Origin of the sequence: Curtobacterium sp. Curtsp57, assembly GCF_047324335.1 — a bacterium.
Lineage (GTDB): Bacteria > Actinomycetota > Actinomycetes > Actinomycetales > Microbacteriaceae > Curtobacterium.
The window spans coordinates 478,378-498,797 of sequence record NZ_CP168511.1 but is presented as its reverse complement, the minus strand read 5'-3'; the positions used below and the strand labels follow the sequence as shown (position 1 = coordinate 498,797).

Genomic DNA, 20,420 nt, shown 5'->3' with positions numbered 1-20,420 from the left:
GCGGTCGGCGGCATCACGCGGTTGGCGGGGCCGCGGATTCCCTCTATCGTTCACCGGAACGATTACCGGGAGGGGTCACCCCGAATGCCACCCATCGTCCAACCCGAAGACGGCCGCACCCCAGCGGACCGTCGCCCGAGCCGCCGCGCGCTCCTCACCGGCGCCGCCGGTCTCGCCGGCCTCGGTCTGCTCACCCTGACCGGATGCAGCTCCGGTGCGAGCGCCGGAACGGTCAGCATCCCCGAGCAGGCCGCGACCGGCACCGCCCGGCGCGGCGGCCGTCTCCGCATCGCCCGCCCCGCCGCATCCGCCGCCGAGACCCTCGACTCCGCGAGCTCCCTCTCCGCGTACGAGTACCTCGGCGCGCTCTACAACCGGCTCGTGAAGCTCGACGAGTCGGGGGAGACCGTGCCCGACCTCGCGCGGGAGTGGTCCGCGAACGCCGACGGCACCGTGTGGACGTTCCACCTCCGCCAGGGTGTCCGGTTCCACGACGGGTCCCGGTTCGGCGCGGACGACGCGATCGCCAGCATCCGGCACATCCTCGACGAGAAGACCGGGTCCCCGCAGGCCGGCGTGCTCGGCGAGGTGATGGACGCGAACTCGATGCGCGCGGTCGACCGGTACACGCTGCGCTTCGAGCTGACGAAGCCGAACGCCGAGTTCCCGTCGCTCCTGACCGCCTACCAGTGCTACATCGTCCCGGCCTCGGCCGTTGGCACGATCGGCAGCACCGGGATCGGGACCGGGCCCTTCAAGCTGTCCTCGTTCACGCCGGCCGGAGCCGGCAGCGTCGAGGCGTTCGACGACCACTTCGCGGGTCGTCCGGCACTCGACGGGATCGACTTCTTCTCGATCCAGGACACCCCGGCCCGGGTGAACGCACTGCTCGCCGGACAGATCGACCTCATCTCGCAGACGAACCTCGACTTCGCCACCGCCCGGGTGGTCGCGGCATCGGACCGGGCGACGGTCGCGCGCTCCGTGAACGCGCAGTGGTACACGATCCCGATGCTCGCGACGAGCGACGAGTTCCGTGACCCAACGGTGCGCCAGGCGATGAAGCTCGCCTACGACCCGAAGCGGATCGTCGAGACGGCGCTGCAGGGCACGGGTTCGCCCGGCTGGGACAACCCGGTCCCGCCACAGCTCGCCGCGTTCCTCGACGAACCGCGCGAGTACGACCCCGACAAGGCCAGGAGCCTGCTGCAGCGGGCCGACCGGGAGGGACTGCGCGCGTCGATCTACACGTCCAGCTACGAGTCGGTCTTCACGCCCCTCGCGGTCGCGTACCGGGACCAGGTCAAGGACGCCGGCGTCGACCTGACGGTCCGGAACGCCTCGTCGGACTCCTACTACACACAGATCTGGATGCAGAAGCCGCTGATGGTGAGCTACTGGTTCACCGGCCGGCCGATCGACCAGCTGCTCAACCAGATCTTCCGATCGGGCTCGTCCTACAACGAGAGTGCGTGGTCGAACGGGTCGTTCGACAAGCTCCTCGACGAGGCGCGTGCCGAGATGGACGACGCCAAGCGGAAGACCCTGTACCAGGACGCCCAGCGACTCGTCGTGGCCGACGGTGCCGACATGACCCCGATGTTCGGCGACCGCCTGGTGGGGTTGTCCCGCGACGTCGTGAACTACTCGGAGTTCGGCTTCGAGTTCGACTACCTCCGGATCGGACTGCGCCGATGAACGTCCTCCTCCCCGTGCTCCGCCGGGTCGGCATCGCCGTCCTCACGGTGGTCCTCGCCTCGCTGTTCGTGTTCCTCGCCGTGCAGGCGCTCCCGGGTGACGTCGCGCAGCAGCTGCTCGGGCAGAACGCCACGCCCGACGCGGTCAAGCAGCTCCGCGAGTCGCTCGGTCTCGACCAGAACGTGTGGCTCCGCTACGGGCAGTGGCTCGTCGGCGCCGCGCACGGCGACTTCGGCACCTCGCTCGTCAGCGGGGAGCCCGTCGCGCCGACCCTGTTCACGGCGTTCCGGAACAGCATGCTCATCGCGGTCCCGGCGATGCTCGTCGGGGTCACGCTGTCCCTGACGCTCGGGGTCGTCGCCGGCGTGCGCCGCGGCCGCCCGACCGACCGGGTCATCTCGATCGTCAGCCTCGTGGTGATGAGCGTGCCGGAGTTCATGGTCGCGACCGTGCTCGTGCTGCTCTTCGCGATCGGCATCCCGCTCTTCCCGGCCGTCGTCCTGCGCGGCAGCGACGCCACCGTGGCCGAGCTGCTGCCGACGATCTGGCTCCCGATCATCGTGCTCACCCTCGCGATGGCCGCGTACATCGTCCGCACCGCGCGGTCCTCGACGATCGACGTGATGGCGTCCGAGTTCGTCACGACCGCCGAGCTCAAGGGCCTGACGACGCGCCGGGTGGTGTGGAAACACGCGGTCCCGAGCGCGCTGCTGCCGACGCTCAACGTCGTCGCGCTGAACGTGGCGTGGCTCCTCGGCGGCGTGGTCGTCGTGGAGAACGTCTTCAACTACCCGGGCATGGGCAAGCTCATGCTCGAGTCGGTGTTCAACCGGGACCTGCCCACGATCGAGGCGATCGCGCTCCTCAGTGCCCTCATCTACGTCGTCTGCAACCTCGCAGCCGACCTGGTCGCGCTCGCACTCGACCCGAAGCTCCGCACCCGGCAGCGGCGGACGCGGATCCGGCCGACGACCGGGCGCCGCTCGTCCACCGGCGCCGAGCGCACCGAACGGAAGGCCACCGCATGACCGCCATCGCCCCGCGCTCGCGCAGCGTGATCGGTGCCGCCGTCGCGCCGCTCCGCAGCTCCACGGCACTCGCCATCGGCCTCGGGCTGATCGCTCTGCACCTCGTCCTCGCGGTGCTGGCACCCGTCATCGGCGTGCACGACCCCGTCGCGACCGACTCGACGAACGTGCTCGCCGGACCGGAGTGGACGCACTGGCTCGGCACCGACCAGTACGGCCGCGACATCCTGTCCCGCACGCTGAACGGTGGCAGGTACGCCCTGCTGGTCACGTTCCTCGCGACGACGATCGCGGTCGCCGTCGGCACGTTCCTCGGCGCCGTCACCGCGTACGCGGACAACTGGTTCGACGAGGTCGTCATGCGGGTCGTGGACGCGCTGCTCAGCGTGCCGTCGATCCTGGCGCTCCTCGTCGTGGTCACGGTCTTCGACGCCGGTCTCTGGGTGATCGTGCTCGCCGTGACGATCGTCTACGCCCCAGCCGTCACCCGCGTGGTCCGCGGGGCCGCGCGCACCGTGATCACGCAGGACTACGTCACGGCGGCCCGCGCCCGCGGCGAGAAGCCCCTGTCGATCGTGTTCCGCGAGATCCTGCCGAACGTCCTCGACGTGGTGCTCGTCGAGTACGCGATGCGGGCGTCGTGGATCGTGCTCCTCGTGGCGTCGCTGTCCTTCCTCGGGTTCGGAGCGAACCCACCGACACCGGACTGGGGGCTCATGGTGCAGGAGAACCGCACCGCTCTGACCGTCGTGCCGCTCGGCACGCTGGCGCCGATCGTGGCACTGGCGACGCTCGTGATCGGCCTCAACCTCGCTGCGGACGGACTGAGCAAGTCGCTCGGGGTCGACCGTGCCACGCAGGGAGCGACGAGCGCATGACCGTCATCGACACGACCACCACGCAGGCCGTCCGCGTCGACGACCTCGCCATCTCCTACGCCGCCGGTCGTACCTGGGTCCCGGTCGTCCGGGGCGTCTCGTTCACGATCGACGCCGGCCGGACGCTCGGTCTCGTGGGGGAGTCCGGCAGCGGCAAGTCCACCGTCGCCAGGACGCTCCTCGCCCACCTCCGCACCGGATCGACCATCGTCGGCGGGACGGTCACGGTCGCCGAGCAGGACGTCTTCGCCCTGTCGCCCGCCGAGACCAGGGCGCTCCGCGGCGGCACCGCGTCCGTCGTCGCGCAGAACGCGGGCCAGGCGCTGACCCCGTCGATGCGGATCGGGGAGCAGATCCGCGAGGCCCTCCGTGCCCACGGCGAGCAGGACGGCCCGGACCGGGTCGCCGAACTGGTCCGGCTCGTGCGGCTGCCCGACCCGGACACCATCGTCCGTCGGTACCCGCACCAGCTCTCGGGCGGCCAGCAGCAGCGCGTCGCCATCGCCATGGCCGTCGCGGCCAGGCCGCGCGTGCTCGTCCTCGACGAGCCGACCACCGCGCTCGACGTGGTCACGCAGGCGGCGGTCCTCGACCTCGTCGCCGACCTCGGCCGGGAGCTCGGGATGGCCGTCCTCCTCGTCAGCCACGACCTCGGGGTGGTGTCGGCCATGGCCGACGAGATCGCCGTGATGCGGCACGGCGAGATCGTCGAGCACCGCGCGACCGCCGACCTCTTCGCCGACCCGCAGCACGAGTACACGCGTGCCCTGTTGGCCGCGGTACCGAACGGGACACGGTCTGGAGGCGCGGGTCCAGACGGTCTGGAGGCGACCGTCCCGGGGACGGTCGGCTCCACTGCCACGCCCACCGTGCCTCCCGTCCGTCCCGTCGTGACCGCACAGGACCTGGTGGTCAGGTACGGGCGCGGCCTGTCGGCCGCGGTCGACGGCGTCTCCTTCGAGATCGCGGCGCACGAGACCCTCGCCGTCGTCGGCGAGTCCGGGAGCGGCAAGTCGACCCTCGCAACCGCACTGGCCGGGCTGGTGCCCGCCGAGTCCGGCAGCTTCGACTACACCGACGACACGGTGACGGGTGACCTCCGCGAGCCCGTCGCCGCCCGGTCCGCCGCGCTCCGCCGCGCCGTGCAGCTGGTGTTCCAGAACGCCGACACCTCGCTCAACCCGCGTCGGACCGTCGGTGCCGCGATCGCCAGACCGCTCCGGCTCTTCACCGGCTCGTCCTCACGCCAGCGCGTCGCCGAGCTCCTCACGCAGGTCGGCCTCGGACCGGAGTTCGCGAACCGCCTGCCGGCACAGCTGTCCGGCGGCCAGCGGCAGCGCGTGGGCATCGCACGGGCCCTCGCCGCCGGGCCGCGACTCGTGATCGCCGACGAGATCACCACCGCGCTCGACGTGCAGGTCCAGGCCGGCATCCTGTCGCTGCTGGCCGACCTGCAGCGCGAGAACGGCCTGAGCTGCCTGTTCATCAGCCACGACCTCGCCGTCGTGCGGGGTGTCGCCGACCGCGTCGCGGTGATGACCGGCGGCCGCATCGTCGAGATCGGCCCGACCGAGCGGGTGTTCACCGGCCCGAACCACCCCTACACGAGCACGCTGCTCGCGGCCACGCTCGAGCCGGGCGTGACGACGCTGCCCGAGGTCGACGACGGTGTGCAGCGCTGGCGGCACGTCGACGGCTGGACCGACCACGGGGACGGACACCGGATCAGGAACTGGGAGGACGCATGACGGACGGGCTGACGGCGATCGGGGTGCCGACCGGACTACCGGAGGGGGTCACCGTCCGCGACGAGTGGATCCCGATGCCGGACGGCGTGCGGCTGCACACCAGGATCTGGGCCCCAGCGGACGCGTCCGCCGATGCCCGTGTGCCGGTGTTGCTGGAGTACCTGCCCTACCGGCTCGACGACTGGACGGCGCCGCGGGACTCCGAGCGGCACCCCTGGTACGCGGCGCACGGGTACGCCTCGGTGCGCGTCGACATCCGCGGGACCGGGTCGTCGGACGGGTTCTTCGACGACGAGTACAGCGAGCAGGAGCTGCGCGACGGCGAAGCCGTGATCGCGTGGCTCGCCGCGCAGGAGTGGTCGACCGGTGCGGTCGGGATGTTCGGCATCTCGTGGGGCGGGTTCAACGCCCTGCAGCTCGCGGCCAGGGCACCGGCGGCGCTCAAGGCCATCGTCACCGTGTGCTCGACGGACGACCGCTACGACAACGACGTGCACTACGTCGGCGGCGCGGTGCTCGGGATCGACATGGCGGCGTGGGGCGCGACGATGTTCGCGTTCAACTCCCGTCCGCCGCGCCCCGAGGTCGTCGGGTCGTCGTGGGTCGCGCGCTGGAAGGAGCGGCTCGACGCGAACCGGCCGATGACGCCGGTGTGGCTGTCGCACCAGGCCCGTGACGACTACTGGCGGCACGGCAGCGCGGCGGAGGACTACGGGAAGATCGGCGCAGCGGTCCTCGCCGTCGGCGGCTGGGCGGACCCGTACCGGGACGCCGTCCTGCGCCTGGTCGAGCACGTCGACGCCCCGGTCAAGGGGATCGTCGGGCCGTGGTCGCACCAGTACCCGGACCGCGGGCTCGCGCCGGGACCGTCGATCGGGTTCCTGCAGGAGACGCTGCGCTGGTGGGACCGGTGGCTCAAGGGCGTCGACACCGGGGTCGAGGCCGATCCGGCACTGCGCGCGTGGATCAACGACCCGGAACCGCCCGCGACGTACCACGCGTCGCGCACCGGGCGGTGGGTCGGGGCGACGTCGTGGCCATCGACCGCGACCGAGGCCGTGTCGCACACGCTCGACACCCTGCGCGGCGGACGGGACGGCGACGTCGTGGTCTCCTCCCCGCAGGAGACCGGCACGGACGCCGGACGGTTCTTCCCGTTCGGCAACGCGACCGACCTGCCGCCGGACCAGCGCGCCGAGGACGGTCGCTCGGCGTGCTTCGACCTGCTCGTCGACGAGTCGTTCGATCTGCTCGGCAACGTCCTCGTCGACCTCGCCGTCACGAGCGACCTGCCCAGGGCCACGGTCACCGTGCGGCTGTGCGACGTGGCCCCTGATGGCAGCTCGACGCTCGTCACCCGTGGTGTGCTGAACGCCGCCCGCCGGCACGGCATGGACCGGACCGATCCGCTCGAGCCGGGTGCGCCCACCGTGCTGCCCGTCCGACTGGTGTCCACCGGGCACCGCTTCGTCGCCGGACACCGACTCCGGGTCGCCGTGTCGACGTCGTACTGGCCGTGGGTGTGGCCGCACGGGACGGTCGCGACCCTCGTGCTCGATCCGTCGGAGAGCTCGGTGACCCTCCCGGTGTGGACCCGGTCGGACGACGACGACATCCGCTTCGAGGAGCCCGAGCGGTCGACCCCGCTCGCGATCACCCGGGTGGAACCGAGCGACCCGCTCCCGCAGCGCACCGTCACCCACGACGTGGAGACCCGGACGTGGACGCTCGACGTCGACCCCGGGTACGGCGGCGGCCGGGTCTACCCGGACGGACTGGTGTTCAGCGAGGACGCGCGCGAGACCTACCGGATCCGTTCGGACGACCCGACCTCGGCCACCGCGGACTCGCGCTGGGCCATCGGTCTGACGCACACCGACTGGGCCGCGCGCCTGGAGACGACGTCGCACGTGGCGGCGGACGCCGAGTCGTTCCACCTCGTCAACACCGTCCGCGCGTGGGCACGGGACGGAGCAGCCGGGACCGAGGAGCAGCTCGTCGCCGAACACACGTTCCGTGACGAGGTGCCGAGGACGTCTGCGTGAGCGCCGAGCAGCAGGCACCAGACCCGGCGCAGCCGAAGCCACGGGCGCGCCAGCGACCCGAGGTCCGCCGCGCGATGATCGTCCTCGCCGCGCGCAGCGTCATCGTCCGCAACGGTCTCGGCGCGACCGGGCTCCGTGACATCGCGGCGGAGGCAGGTGTCTCCGTCGGGACCGTGACCTACCACTTCGGGAGCGTTGCGGAGATCCTGAACGAGGTCGTCGTGCTCGAGACCGAGCGCTTCTACGGGGCGATCGTCGCCGCCGTCGACGCGGAACCCGATCCGGCGACGGCGCTGCGGATGCTCGTCGAGCCGTTGTTCGACGACAGCGAGGAGGTCCGGCAGCACTGGCGGATCTGGTCCGACTACTGGACCGCGGTCGCACGTCGTCCAGAGGTGGCCGAGGAGTACGCGGAACGCATCCGTGTCTGGGAGGCCTGCTTGGTCCGCGTGATCCGCCGCGGGGTCGACACGGGGACGTTCGACGTGTCCTCGGACGGCATCGACCCCTCGGTCGTCGCGCTCAAGCTCGCCGCCTACAGCGACGGCGTGGCGACGCAGATCGCCCAGAACGCCCCCGGGCTGACCAACGCGGTGGCACTGACCTGGATGTGGGAGTTCCTCGCACAGCACCTCGGGGTTGTACTGAGGTAAGGCTTCCCTTACCGTTGTGTCCATGGCCAGGACCCGTCGACAGCCCAGCGAGCGCATCCTCATCGCGGGGAGCTCCGACGACCTCGTCGAGATCCACCGCCTGTTGCTCGACCTCCCCGAGAACGCGTACGGCCAGGTCTTCGTCGAGGTCGCCCTCGACGAGCAGGTCCGCATCCTCCCGGCGCCCCCGCGCGTGACCGTCACCTGGCTGGTCCGGAGCGCCCGTACGTCCGCTGTCGCCCCGCTCGTCTTCGCCGACCACGGGGAGGCCCTCGCAGCGGCCGTCATCGGCTGGGCGGCCGAGTGGTGCGTCGCCGACTGTGAGCCGCGGACGACGGTCTGGATCGGCTGCGCGGACAGCCCGTGGGTCGAGCAGGCCCGCGCGGCGGTGCAGCTCGAACTGACCGACGCCGGCCAGCAGGTCCAGGTGGAGTACGGCGGGTGAGGTCAGCCTGTGCTTCCTTGCGCCGTTCAAGAAAGCGGAGCATGGTTGTTCCATCGGCGCGACCGGAGCACGAGCTCCGTCCGTGCCCACGAGGTAGGAGGAAGCAGCACATGACCACGAGCACGACCACCCCGAACACCACGTCCCCGTTCTCGACGACGCCGGAGCTCGCAGCCGGTGTCGCACAGTTCCTCGCGCCGGTCGTCATCGACCTCGAGGCGCTCGTCGTCAACGGCAAGCAGGCGCACTGGCACGTGCGCGGCCGGAACTTCGTCGGTGTCCACGAGCTCCTCGACGACATCGTCGCCCACGCGCAGGAGTACGCCGACCTCGCCGCGGAGCGCATCGTCGCCCTCGGCCTGCCGGTCGACTCGCGCATCGCGACCGTCGCCGCGAACACCACGATCCCGGCGCTGTCCGAGGGCTTCCAGAACTCCGATGTCACCATCACCGAGGTGATCGCCGACATCGACGCGGCGCTCGCGCAGGTCCGTCGCGCGGTCGAGGGACTCGACGAGGTCGACCTGAACAGCCAGGACGTCGTCATCGAGATCGAGCGCGGACTGACCAAGGACCGCTGGTTCCTGCAGGCGCACCTCGCGGCCTGAGACCAGCGATCTCCTGGACAGGAGGCTCGGTGCCAGCTGGCACCGGGCCTCCTGTCATGCGTGTGGCCCCGTCCCGTTCACGCACCGGACCCCGCCGGTTCACCCGCCTGTACCCCCGTACAGCCATCCTCGGATGGCACCCGTTCGGGGCACATGACGAGGGGAACCGACATGGAACAGCACACACCGAAGCGCCGTCGGCGCGCGGCACTCGCGATCGGCGCCGTCGTCGTCGCCGGCGCGATCGCGCTTCCCGGCACCGCCGAAGCCGTCAACCAACTGGCACTCAACCAGCACGGCGGCGCGCAACGGGCAGCAGGCGACCAGACGCAGGCCGTCCGGCAGGCGATCAAGAACGCGAACGCGAAGAACGTCATCCTGCTCATCGGCGACGGGATGGGTGACTCCGAGATCACGGTCGCGCGCAACTACGAGTACGGCGCCGCCGGTCGTCTGCCCGGGCTCGACGCGCTCCCGCTGACGGGGTCGTACACGACGTACTCGCTCGTGAAGGACGGCGCGGACAAGGGCAAGCCCGACTACGTGACCGACTCGGCGGCATCCGGGAGCGCCTGGGCGACCGGCACCAAGACCTACGACGGCGCGATCTCGGTCGACATCGACGGCGCACCGCAGCAGACCCTCCTGGAGCTGGCGAAGGCGAACGGCCTGCGGACCGGCAACGTGTCGACGGCGGAGATCCAGGACGCCACCCCTGGCGTGCAGGTCGCCCACGTCGGCGCGCGGAGCTGCTACGGACCGGACACCGCGTCGTGCGGGTCGGACGCGCTGCAGAACGGCGGGCTCGGATCGATCAGCGAGCAGCTGCTGAACGCCCGCCCCGACGTCACGCTCGGCGGTGGCTCGGCGAGCTTCACCCAGACCGCCAAGGCCGGGCAGTACGCGGGGAAGACGCTCTTCGACCAGGCAGGTGCGCGCGGCTACCAGGTCGTCGACGACGCCGCGGGGCTCGCCGCTGTGCGCAAGGCCGACCAGAAGCAGCCGGTGCTCGGCCTCTTCACGCCGGGCAACTTCCCGACCCGGTACGCGCCGACCACGGCCACGGTGGGCGGAGCCGACCAGGCAGCGGTGCGCTGCACGCCGAACCCGGCTCGCCTCGACACCGGCCTCTCGCTGCAGTCACTGACGAACAAGTCGATCGGGCTGCTGAACCGCGGCGCGTCGAACGGCAAGGGCTTCTTCCTGCAGGTCGAGGGCGCGAGCATCGACAAGCAGGACCACGCCGCCGACGCGTGCGGCCAGATCGGCGAGACGATCGACTTCGACGAGGCGGTGCAGGCCGCGCTCGCGTTCGCCCAGAAGGACGGCAACACCCTCGTCATCGCGACGGCGGACCACGCGCACTCGAGCCAGATCGTCGACAACACCCCGCCGGCCTCGCTGTCCACCGCGCTCGTCACGGCCGACGGCACGACGATGAAGGTCTCCTACGGCACGGCGGGCGCCGGTGCGTCGCAGCAGCACACCGGCACGCAGGTCCGGATCGCGGCCTTCGGTCCCGGTGCAGCGAACGTCGTCGGACTCACCGACCAGACGGACACGTTCTTCACGATCTCCGACGGGCTCCGGTTGAACGGCGACCTGGCGGCGCTGAGCCGCGGTGCGCGGATCGACCTCTCCTTCGGTGCGCCACGACCGAACCAGCGGGTCGTGCTGACGGGCAGCCGGTTCGCCGGTGACCGCCAGGTGCGGGTCACCGTCGGGTCGACCGACCTCGGCACGCTCGACGTCATCGACGGCACGGCCTCGGTCCGGTGGAAGGCGACGACGGGCTCGTCGACGATCACCTTCACGGGTGTCCAGTCGGGGAAGCAGGCGTCCAAGCAGGTCCGCGTCCGCTGATCAGCGCTCGTTCGTGTCCGGCCTGGCCGATCCCGTCTCCGCGGGACCGGCCAGGCCGCTCGTCTCGCGGATCCGACGCACCACGGCGCTCGTCGAGTGTTCGGGGACGTAGTCGACCATGACCACCTCGCCGCCGTAGGCCCGGACGACCTCGGTCTCGCGCAGCATCTCGGGGGAGTAGTCGCCGCCCTTCACGTACACGTCGGGACGCACCCGCTCGAGCAGCGGGATCGGGGTGTCCGTCGCGAAGACCGTGACGAGGTCCACGCACGCCAGCGCCGCGAGGACGCCCGCCCGGTCCTCGGCGGTGTTGATCGGCCGCTCGGGTCCCTTCAGCCGACGGACCGAGTCGTCGTCGTTCAGCGCGACGACGAGCAGGTCGCCGAGTTCCTTGGCCTGCCGCAGGTACGTCGTGTGCCCGCGGTGCACGACGTCGAAGCAGCCGTTCGTGAACACCACCCGGCGCCCCTGCTCGTGCGCCGCCTGGACCGCCGCCGCGAGGTCGTCGTGGTCGACGACGGTCTCGGCCGGTGCCTCGACGGACGCCAGGAGCGCCGCGGTGTCGCACGTGGACGTGCCGGCCTCGCGCACCACGACGTCGGCGGCGGCCTGTGCGAAGGTGACGGCGACCCGGGGCGTCGAGCCGACGGCGAGGGCCACGGACGCAGCGGCGCAGAACGTGTCGCCCGCGCCCGATGCCTGCTGCTCGGAGGCCGGGGTCGCACGCGTGCGGTGACCACGGTCGTCTCCGTCCACGCGCCCCTCCTCGACCAGGACGGTCCCGTCGCGGTCGAGCGTCACCACGGCGGCCCTGGCGCCGGTCGCCCGGAGGACCTCGTCGTGCCGTGCGAGCACCGCCTCGGCACGGTCGGGTCCGTGGCCGAGGTCCACGCCGAGGAGTGCCGTCGCCTCGCCCGCGTTCGGGGTGACGAGGTCGGGACGCAGTCCCTTCCAGGCGCCGAGCTCGTGGGCGTCCACGACGACGACGTCCGGCCGGTCACGGTCGAGGACCGGCAGCACCGTCTCCGGCGTCACGCCGAGCCCGTAGTCGCAGACCACCGCGGCGTCCGCGCCACGGAGCGCACGGCTCACCGCAGCGGCGAGCTGGTCGCTCTGCCCGGCGGTGGGCGTCCCGGTGAGTTCGTCGACGCGCACGAGCACGCGGTCGCCGCCGACGATGCGGGACTTGGTGGTGGTCGTCGCGCCGGGGATCGCGACGAGGAACGAGGTGTCGACACCGGCGGTCGCGAGCCGGTCGCGGAGGACCGTGCCGGCTTCGTCGTCCCCGACGAGACCGACCATCCGGACCTGCGCGCCGAGGGCCCGGGCGTTCACGGCGGCGTTCGCGGCACCGCCCGGGACCGCGATCGTCTCGGTGACGCGGACGACGGGTGCCGGCGCCTCTCGCGAGACCCGCTCGGCCTCGCCGATCGTCCACCGGTCGAGGATCGGGTCGCCGATCACGACGACGAGCGGCTCGCGGTCGTCGATCCGTGCGATGACGTCGCGGACGAGGCGGACGTCGGCGGTCATCGGTCGAACCCCTCGGCGTCGGCCGTGCTGGTGTCCGCAAGTGCGTCACCGGGGGTCGCGGTCGCGGTCGGGTCCGCCGCGGCGCGTGCCGGCGCCGCCTCGACGTGCACCACGGTCGTGGTGGTCATCTCGTCGAGCAGGTGCGGGCCGTACCCGAAGCCGGAACCGGAGGCACCACGGGGTTCGGCGCTGCCGCCGGGCGCACCACCGAACACGGCGTTCACCTTCACGGTGCCGACGGGCAAGGTGGCCGCCGCACGGAGCGCTGCAGCGGTGTCGTTCGTCAGGACCGTCGCCGCGAGGCCGTAGCGGTCGGAGGCGGCGAGACGGAGTCCCTCGTCGAACGAGTCGACGACGCGGACCGGTGCGATCGGGCCGAAGGTCTCCTCGGTGAGCGCGAGTGCGTCATCTGGCACGTCGGTCAGCACCGTCGCGGGGTACGCGGTCCCGACGCCGTCCGGCAGGACGCCGCCGGTCCGGATTCGGGCACCGCGGGCGACCGCGTCGTCGACGTGTCCCTGCACGAGGGCCCGGAGGCGCTCGTCGACGAGGGGGCCGTACTCCGCGGCGGGTGCCGCGGTGCGGACGTCCGCTTCGGTGACCAGGGCCTCGACGAAGGCGTCGGCCACAGCACGGTGCACGTAGATGCGCTCGACGCTCGTGCAGATCTGGCCGGTGTTCGCGAACGCGCCGAGCGCGGCCTGCGACGCGGCCCAGTCCGGGTCGACGTCGGCGTCGACGACGAGCGCGTCGTTGCCGCCGTTCTCGCGGATCACGTGGGCCCGCGTGGTCGCTGCCACCTCGGTCAACCGGTCGCCGGTCGCCGTGGACCCGACGTGGGCGTACACGGCGATGCCGTCCTGGGCGAGGAGGGCCTCTCCGGTGCCGGCGTCGCCGTCGACACCCACCAGGACACCCTCCGGCAGGACCTCGGCGACGAGCTCGTTGAGTCGTCGGATGGTCGCGGGGCATCGCTCGCTGCCCTTGTGCACGACGGTGTTGCCGGTGACGACGGCTGCGCCCAGGATGCCGAGCGCCACGGCGACGGGGTCGTTCCAGGGGGTCAGCGCGAGCACCACACCGCGGGGGTGCGGCACGGTCCAATCCGCCGCTCCGTGCTGGCCGCGGAGCGCCTCGCCACGGTGCAGCGGGCCGAGCTCGGCGTACTGCAGCAGCGTCCCGATGCCGGCCTCGACGCCGCCGAGCGCGTCCCCTGGCACCTTGCCGGTCTCGCGCGTGTTCAACTCGGCGAGTTCGGCGGCGTGCTCACGGAGGTGCTCGGCGGCGGTGCGCAGCAGGGCGCCACGGTCGGCCGGAGCGGTCATGGCCCACCCGGGGAAGGCCGTCCGGGCGCGCTCCACCGCGTCCCGGACGACCTCCGCGGTCGCGACCGGCACGGCGGACGCGACCGACCCGGTCACCGGGTCGAGCACGACGATCCGGTCGGTCGTGGTGGGGGCTTCGAGCGTCATGCGGGTCCTTCCGGGGACGGCGGTCACGGGCGAGGTCCGACGCTCCCCCTCCTTCGCTGAGCGCGGTCACGGGAACGCGGTCTGCGGCTGACCGACGGGCGGGACGGCGCGGTCTGCGGCTCGTCGCCCGGGCCACGAGCACGCTCTCGGGCGACGGTCGGTAGACAGGGAGGCTGACGACGAAAGAGGAGACGGCGAGCGTGGTGCGCATCGGCGAAGGTGGCGAACGGTTCGAGGGGGTCCGCGAGGTCGCGGTGCTCCGGGGAGGCGGGCTCGGCGACCTGATGTTCGCGATGCCGGCGATCGAGGCCCTCGCCGCCGCGTACCCGGACGCGCGGGTGACCCTGCTCGGCACTCCGGCGGCCGAGGCACTGCTCTCGGGACGGACCCGTGCCGTCCACGCGTTCGAGGAACTCCCGGTGTCGCCGGGCGTCCGTGACTCCGGCGAGGGTGCACCGTCGGTCGAGGACTTCGAGTCGCGGCTCGCCGGCCGGTTCGACCTCGCGGTCCAGCTGCACGGCGGTGGGCGGAACTCGAACCCGTTCCTGCTGCGACTCGGGGCGCGGCACACCGTCGGCACCGCCACCGAGGACGCCGAGGTCCTCGAACGCTGGGTCCGGTACGTCTACTACCAGCACGAGGTGCTCCGAGCACTCGAGGTCGTCGGTCTCGCGGGCGCCGACCCGGTCACGCTCGACCCCCGGGTCGTGGTCGCCGACGTCGAGCGCGCCGCGGTCCGGGAGCGGCTCGGCGTGGAGCGGACCCTGATCGCGATGCACCCCGGCGCCACCGACCCCCGGCGCCGGTGGAGTCCGGAACGGTTCGCGACGGTCGCCGTCGCACGGCTCGCCGAGGGGGACGACGTCGTGCTGGTCGGCGACGAGTCGGACCGCCCGGCCGCCGACGCCATCGCCCGGGCCGTCCGAGCGGCGGTCGGAGCGGAGGAGGCGGCCCGCCTGCACGACATGGTCGGCGTGCTGCCGCTGCGCGAACTGCCCGCGGTCCTCGGAGCGGCGGACGTCATGGTCGGCGACGACTCCGGGCCCCGGCACCTGGCCGTCGCCGTGGGCACGCGGACGGTGGGCGTGTTCTGGTTCGGCAACGTCGTCAACGCCGGGCCGCTCGACCGCGGCCGACACCGCGTCCACATGTCCTTCGTGACGCGCTGCCCGGTCTGCGGCGTCGACGTCACGCAGGTCGGCTGGACGGCGGAGCGCTGCGAACACGACCCGTCCTACGTCGACGAGGTCGACCCGGCGCTCGTCCTGGCGGACGTCGACGACCTGCTCCGCACCCGCTGACGGACCGGAGGCTCGGTGCCGGACCGGCACCGAGCCTCCCGTCGGTTCTGTGTGTACGTCAGCGCCTCACGGCCAGCTCGGCTCCGTGGCCGGCATGATCGACAGCTCGCGGATCTCGCATCCCGCCGGCTGCGCGAGCGCGAACAGGATCGCGTTGGCGACGTAGGACGGCTCGATGAGCTGCGCGTCGGGGCCCGGCTTGTACTGCTCGGTGCGGTCCGCGAAGAAGTTCGTCCGCATGCCGGCGGGGATGACGTTCGTGACGCCGACCGTGCCGGCGGTCTCGGCTGCGAGCGCCTGGGAGAACCCGCGGACGCCGAACTTGGACGCCGAGTAGGCGGTGCCGTCGCCGACCCCGCGCAGGGCGAGGGACGAGGAGATCGTCACCACCCGGCCGTGGTTCTCCTCGAGCGTCGGGAGCGCCGCACGGACCACGGCCGCGGTGCCGAGCAGGTTCACGCCGACGATCCGCTCCCAGTCCGTGGCGGACAGCCCGCCGATCGGCGCGGGCTTGTCGATGCCCGCGGCGGTGACGACCGCGTCGAGCCCGCCGTGCCGTTCCGCCGCGTCACGGACGGCCCGCTCGGTCGCGGCGGTGTCCGTCACGTCCACGGCGACCGCGTCGATGCCGTCGGCGACACCGTCGACCCGGAGGTCGAGGACGATCGGGGTGCCGCCGGCCTCGGTGACGGCGTCGACGACGGCCGCTCCGAGTCCGCTGGCACCGCCGGTCACGAGGACGCGGCCGATGGGGGTGGTGGGGACGGGCATGTGGTTCCTTTCGTGGTGGGTGTCGTCAGCCGACGTGCGCGAGCGCCGCGGCGAGACGGGTGGTGGATCGTCCGGGGTGGAACGGGACGGTGACGACCCGCCCGCCCCACTCCGCGAGCGTCCGGGACTCCGGGAGTTCGTCGGCGGTGTAGTCGCCGCCCTTCGCCCAGACGTCGGGGCGGAAGCGACGGAGCGCCTCGTCCGGAGTGGTCTCGTCGAACACGACGACGGCGTCGACGCAGTCGAGCGCGAGCAGCAGTTCGACGCGGTCGTCCTGCGTCATGATCGGCCGCTCCGGTCCCTTGAGCTGTCGGACGGAGTCGTCCGAGTTCAGGCAGACGACCAGGCAGTCGCCGAGCGCCCGGGCTGCCGAGAGCGTCCTGGCGTGGCCGGCGTGCAGCAGGTCGAAGCAGCCCCCGGTCGCGACGACGGTGCCGCCGGCGCTCCGCGTGCGGTGCACCACCCGCATGGCGTCGCGGTCCGTACCAGGGACCTCCACGGGAGCGGGATCGGCGTCGGCGAGCAGCGAGGCGACACCGCCTGCGGCGAGGTACGCGGAGGCGTCCGCGACACCGGCGGCGACCGCGTCGGCCACGTCGGCGCCGCTCGCGAGCGCGACGGCGACACCCGCGGCGAGCCGGTCGCCGGCGCCGCACGGGTCGCCGGCCGTCACCGAGGGCGCTGGGAGGAACCGGCTGTCGAGGCCGCGTCCGGTCCGGCGACCGACGAGCGCACCGCGGTCGCCCATCGTGACGGCGACGGCACCGATCTGCCAGGTCTCGAGCAGCGCGTCGGCGGCGTCCGTGGCGAACGTGACACCGTCGCCGGTCAGGTCGGTGAACCGTCGGGCCTCCGCGGCGTTCGGCGTGGCGACCGCGATCCCGGGGACCGGAGCGGCGCCCTTCGGGTGCGGGTCCCACACCACTGGCACGGTCTCGGCTGCACGGGCGATCGCGTCGCGGAGCACGGGCGCGGCGGCGACACCGCGCCCGTAGTCGGCGACGACGACCGCGTCCACATCGCCGAGCACCGCGGTCATGGCGTCGGTGACGTCGGGGATCGGCGGGGTGTCGCAGCCCTCGTCGATGCGGACGAGGGCGTGGTCGCCGACCCGCACCCGGGTCTTGACGGGAGTGGGGGCGCCGGACGGACCGGCGACGACCCGGACGCCGGGGAGGAGGTCCTGGATCTCGGTCGCGTGGCCGTCGTCCGCGAGCACGGTGACGAGCGTGACGTCGTGGCCGTCCTTCGCGAGCATCGTCGCGACCAGGCCGGCGCCCCCGGCCCGCCGCTCGTCGGTGCGGACGTCCACGACGGGCACGGGTGCGTCCGGACTCAGTCGCTCGCTGGAGCCGGACACGTCGACGTCGAGCAGCGTGTCCCCGACGACCGCGATCCGGAGCGGAGCCGGGCTCGGCGGGATCGGTCGGGCCGCGCTCATCGTCGTGCTCCTCGGCGGAGGACCGGTTCCATCGCCGTGCAGAGGGCGTGCACGAGGACGAGCTGGGCCTCCTGCACGTGGGCGGACGGACCCTCGATGCAGATCGCGTCGTCGACGGCGTCGGCGAGGGGGTTCGGCCGCGGGCCGGTCATCGCGAGCGACCGGGCACCGACCGCTCGGGCGGCGGCCGCTGCCGTGAGGAGGTTCGGGCTCTTCCCGCTGGTGCTGAGGAGGACGACGACGTCCCCGGCGCGGGCGTGCGCGCGGACCTGCCTGGCGAACACCTCGTCGTAGCCGTAGTCGTTCCCGATCGCGGTGACGGCCGAGGTCTCCGCGTGCAGGGAGATCGCCGAGTACGCGGGACGATCGCCGTCGAACCGACCGGTGAGCTCCGAGGTCAGGTGCTGCGCCTCGGCCGCGGACCCGCCGTTGCCGGCGGCGAGGAGCCGTCGGCCGGCCACCAGTCGGGCGGCGACGTCGTCGGCCCATGCCGCGATGTGGTCGCGGTGGTCGACGAGCGACGCGATCACGGGCACGGACGCCGCGACGTGGTCGAGCACCGCCCGGGCGCTGTCGCTCATCCGTTCGGTGGTGCCGAGGGCGTGCTGGTCGACGGTCATCGTGCTGTCCTCTCCGTGGCGCGGACGGCTGCGGTGCCGCGCGCGGTGGTCCTCGGTGCGCGGAGTTCGCGCCCGATCAGTCGCTCGTAGACGCGTTCGGTGTCGGCCGCGACCTTCGTCCAGGCGTACCGGGTCTCGACCCGCTCACGTCCGGCACTGCCGTACGCCGCGGCACGGTCCGGGTCGTCGAGGAGCGCTGCGACAGCTGCCGCGACCGCGTCCTCGTCGCGTGGCGGCACATGCAGCCCGGTCGAGTCCTCGACGACGGTGTCGATGAGTCCACCGACGCGGGACGCCACGACGGGCCGTCCGCAGGCCATCGCCTCGAGCGGCACGATGCCGAACGGTTCGTACCAGGGCGCGCAGACGACGACGTCCGCGCTCCGGTACACCGACGGCATGTCGTCCTGCCCCAGCTGCCCGCGGAAGGAGACGTGGTCGCGGACGCCCAGCTGGCGAGCGAGCGTGTCGAGCCGCTGGTACTCGGGGTCGTCCGGCAGGTCGGCGCCCGCGGTGCCGGCTCCGCCGACCACGACGAGTTCGACGTCGCGCCCGTCGGCGACGAGCTGCGCCAGTGCCGCGATCGTCGTCCCGACGCCCTTGCGTCGGACCAGGCGGGAGGCGGTCAGCACCCGGAACGCGCGGCCGCGCTGCTCGACCGGACCGGTCGGGCGGAAGCGCTCGACGTCGACGCCGCACGGGACGACCGAGATCGCGCGGAGCGGCACACCGAGCGCCTTCAGCTCGAACGCCTCGTCCGAGCAGGTCGCGACGACCTGGTCGACCCCGCGCCCGACGGACGGTTCGATCCACTCGCGTTCCACCGGACTCGTGTCCGCCGACCCCTGGTGCCGACGCTTGACGACCCCGAGTGCGTGGAAGGTCTGCACGATCGGGACGCGCACGCCGCCCGTGCGGGCCTGGACCTGCGTCACCGCCTCGAGCGCTGCGTGTCCGGACATCCAGAAGTGCCCGTGGACGATGTCCGGTCGGTCGACGAACCACTCGGCGGCGAGCACCTGGGCGAACGTCGCCATGTACGGGAAGAGGTCGTCCTTCGGCACCGCTCGCGCCGGGCCCGCGTCGACGTGCACGACCTCGACGCCGGTGCGCAGCGGCACACGGGTCGGCAGTTCGGGGTCGTCGCGACGCGTGTAGACCGTCACCTCGTGGCCACGGTCGGCGAGCGCGCCGGACAGCGCGGCGACGTGGACGTTCTGTCCGCCCGCGTCGACGCCGCCGAGGACGGCGAGCGGACTGGCGTGTTCCGAGACCATCGCGATCTTCATCGAGTGCTCCCTTCGAGAGCCGGACGGGTGGTGCGGTTCGCACGGTGGTGTCGGGTGACCGTGTCGTCGAGGAGTTCGTCCCAGTCCCGGAGGAACCGGGCGAGGGAGTGGCGCGCGAGCGCGGCTTCACGGGCGACGGCGCCACGACGGCGCGCCTCGTCCGGGTCGTCGAGGAGCAGCCGGGAGGCTCGGGTCAGCTCCGCCACGTCGGTCGAGATCGCGCCGGCCTCGGCGGGCACCGTGCGCGGAGCGTCGGTCGTCGCGAGGACGAGGACCGGCATGGCCATGTGCATCGCCTCGATGAGCGAGAGGCCGAGCGAGGTCCAGCGGTTCGGGTGCAGGTAGGCCCGGCGCTCGGCCAGGGCAGCGTGCATCGGGTCGGGCTTGACGTCGCCGAGCCCCACCAGGCGGTCGCCGTGCCCGAGCTCCACGAGGTGTTCGGTCCCCATGCCGAAGACGTCCACGGGTGCGACCTCGGCGAAACGGGGGAGCAGGTCCGTGCCGACGACCCGGTTCCGGCGGACGGGCTCGTTGATGACCGCGCCGAACCGTTCGAGGCGTCCGGAGTAGAGCAGGCCCGGGTCGACGACGCCGTGCTCGACGACGGTGGTGCGGGTGGAACCGCAGTCCCACATGAGTGCGTTCCAGTGGGTGACGTGCGCGATCGTCAGGTCGTCACGGTCGCGGAAGGGGTGCACCGAGCCCGGTACGTCGACCCTCGGCGCGTTGTGCTCGACGAAGACCGTCGGCACCTGGCGTCCTCCGAGCATCTCGGTCACGACCCCGGCTTCCTCGGTGCGCTGCAGGACGACGAGGTCGACGTCGGCGGCGGCGAGGTCCTCCGGCGCGATCTCGACGACGTTCGGCCAGTCACGTCCTCCGGTGCCGAGGCCCCAGCCGTCGCGCGCCGGCGTCGTCGGGACGAGGTACTCGTGCGAGCCGCGGACGAAGGCGTCCATCCAGCCACCGTGGACGTGCCAGACGAGGATGCGCATGCTGTCCCTTCGGGAGGTCGGCCGCCGTGGAC

Annotated in this window: 17 protein-coding genes; 10 read left to right on the top strand and 7 right to left on the bottom strand. The window is 72.6% G+C overall.

The genetic code is table 11. The features are described from left to right. The first annotated feature begins 84 nt into the window (after positions 1-84). The 9 genes from ACEN9V_RS02265 (at position 85) to phoA (ending at position 10,966) form a co-directional block, all read left to right on the top strand. Positions 85-1,698 (top strand): ABC transporter substrate-binding protein, encoded by a 1,614-nt coding sequence (locus ACEN9V_RS02265; RefSeq protein ID WP_413601962.1) that lies wholly within the window; start codon positions 85-87, stop codon positions 1,696-1,698. Continuing rightward, positions 1,695-2,726, top strand: coding sequence for an ABC transporter permease (locus ACEN9V_RS02260; RefSeq protein WP_413601961.1), 1,032 nt, complete (start codon positions 1,695-1,697; stop codon positions 2,724-2,726). Before ACEN9V_RS02265 ends, ACEN9V_RS02260 begins: the two co-directional genes overlap by 4 nt. Further along, entirely contained in the window at positions 2,723-3,604 is an 882-nt protein-coding gene (locus ACEN9V_RS02255; protein WP_413601960.1) for an ABC transporter permease, read from the top strand. Before ACEN9V_RS02260 ends, ACEN9V_RS02255 begins: the two co-directional genes overlap by 4 nt. Next, positions 3,601-5,352 carry a dipeptide ABC transporter ATP-binding protein gene (locus tag ACEN9V_RS02250; RefSeq protein ID WP_413601959.1) on the top strand — a complete coding sequence of 584 codons (1,752 nt, stop codon included), beginning with the start codon at positions 3,601-3,603 and terminating at the stop codon, positions 5,350-5,352. The genes ACEN9V_RS02255 and ACEN9V_RS02250 overlap by 4 nt, the downstream gene beginning before the upstream one ends. Continuing rightward, positions 5,349-7,397 (top strand): CocE/NonD family hydrolase, encoded by a 2,049-nt coding sequence (locus ACEN9V_RS02245; protein ID WP_413601958.1) that lies wholly within the window; start codon positions 5,349-5,351, stop codon positions 7,395-7,397. Before ACEN9V_RS02250 ends, ACEN9V_RS02245 begins: the two co-directional genes overlap by 4 nt. Then, positions 7,394-8,050, top strand: a complete 657-nt coding sequence (locus tag ACEN9V_RS02240) for a TetR/AcrR family transcriptional regulator (RefSeq protein WP_413601957.1) — start codon at positions 7,394-7,396, stop codon at positions 8,048-8,050. The genes ACEN9V_RS02245 and ACEN9V_RS02240 overlap by 4 nt, the downstream gene beginning before the upstream one ends. A gap of 22 nt (positions 8,051-8,072) precedes the next feature. Beyond that, a complete protein-coding gene (locus ACEN9V_RS02235; protein ID WP_413601956.1) occupies positions 8,073-8,495 on the top strand; it encodes an SIP domain-containing protein in 423 nt (140 codons plus the stop codon). A 110-nt stretch (positions 8,496-8,605) separates the two neighbouring features. Further along, entirely contained in the window at positions 8,606-9,103 is a 498-nt protein-coding gene (locus ACEN9V_RS02230) for a Dps family protein (protein WP_281264520.1), read from the top strand. 171 nt (positions 9,104-9,274) lie between these two features. Further along, positions 9,275-10,966 (top strand): alkaline phosphatase, encoded by a 1,692-nt coding sequence (gene phoA, locus ACEN9V_RS02225; RefSeq protein WP_413601955.1) that lies wholly within the window; start codon positions 9,275-9,277, stop codon positions 10,964-10,966. On the opposite strand, the gene rfaE2 is transcribed toward phoA, so the two are convergent. Both rfaE2 and ACEN9V_RS02215 read right to left on the bottom strand, forming a co-directional pair. Next, complete coding sequence (gene rfaE2 / locus ACEN9V_RS02220) at positions 10,967-12,499, bottom strand: D-glycero-beta-D-manno-heptose 1-phosphate adenylyltransferase (protein ID WP_413601954.1); 1,533 nt, start codon at positions 12,497-12,499, stop codon at positions 10,967-10,969. It abuts the gene before it with no gap. Continuing rightward, positions 12,496-13,971, bottom strand: coding sequence for an aldehyde dehydrogenase family protein (locus ACEN9V_RS02215; protein WP_413601953.1), 1,476 nt, complete (start codon positions 13,969-13,971; stop codon positions 12,496-12,498). The genes rfaE2 and ACEN9V_RS02215 overlap by 4 nt, the downstream gene beginning before the upstream one ends. Positions 13,972-14,171: 200 nt before the next feature. Here ACEN9V_RS02215 and ACEN9V_RS02210 point away from each other — a divergent pair, with 200 nt between their 5' ends. Next, positions 14,172-15,272: a glycosyltransferase family 9 protein gene (locus ACEN9V_RS02210; protein WP_413601952.1), complete on the top strand. Its 1,101-nt coding sequence runs from the start codon at positions 14,172-14,174 to the stop codon at positions 15,270-15,272. A gap of 66 nt (positions 15,273-15,338) precedes the next feature. Here ACEN9V_RS02210 and ACEN9V_RS02205 read toward each other — a convergent pair whose 3' ends face one another. From ACEN9V_RS02205 to ACEN9V_RS02185, 5 genes are read right to left on the bottom strand one after another with little or no spacing between them, the layout of a single operon-like run. Further along, a complete protein-coding gene (locus tag ACEN9V_RS02205) occupies positions 15,339-16,043 on the bottom strand; it encodes an SDR family oxidoreductase (RefSeq protein WP_413601951.1) in 705 nt (234 codons plus the stop codon). 25 nt (positions 16,044-16,068) lie between these two features. Further along, complete coding sequence (locus tag ACEN9V_RS02200; RefSeq protein WP_413601950.1) at positions 16,069-17,484, bottom strand: PfkB family carbohydrate kinase; 1,416 nt, start codon at positions 17,482-17,484, stop codon at positions 16,069-16,071. Further along, positions 17,481-18,104, bottom strand: coding sequence for an SIS domain-containing protein (locus ACEN9V_RS02195; RefSeq protein ID WP_413601949.1), 624 nt, complete (start codon positions 18,102-18,104; stop codon positions 17,481-17,483). Before ACEN9V_RS02195 ends, ACEN9V_RS02200 begins: the two co-directional genes overlap by 4 nt. Beyond that, positions 18,101-19,393, bottom strand: coding sequence for a glycosyltransferase (locus tag ACEN9V_RS02190; protein WP_413601948.1), 1,293 nt, complete (start codon positions 19,391-19,393; stop codon positions 18,101-18,103). The genes ACEN9V_RS02195 and ACEN9V_RS02190 overlap by 4 nt, the downstream gene beginning before the upstream one ends. Then, entirely contained in the window at positions 19,390-20,388 is a 999-nt protein-coding gene (locus tag ACEN9V_RS02185) for a glycosyltransferase (protein WP_413601947.1), read from the bottom strand. The genes ACEN9V_RS02190 and ACEN9V_RS02185 overlap by 4 nt, the downstream gene beginning before the upstream one ends. Positions 20,389-20,420 lie beyond the last annotated feature (32 nt).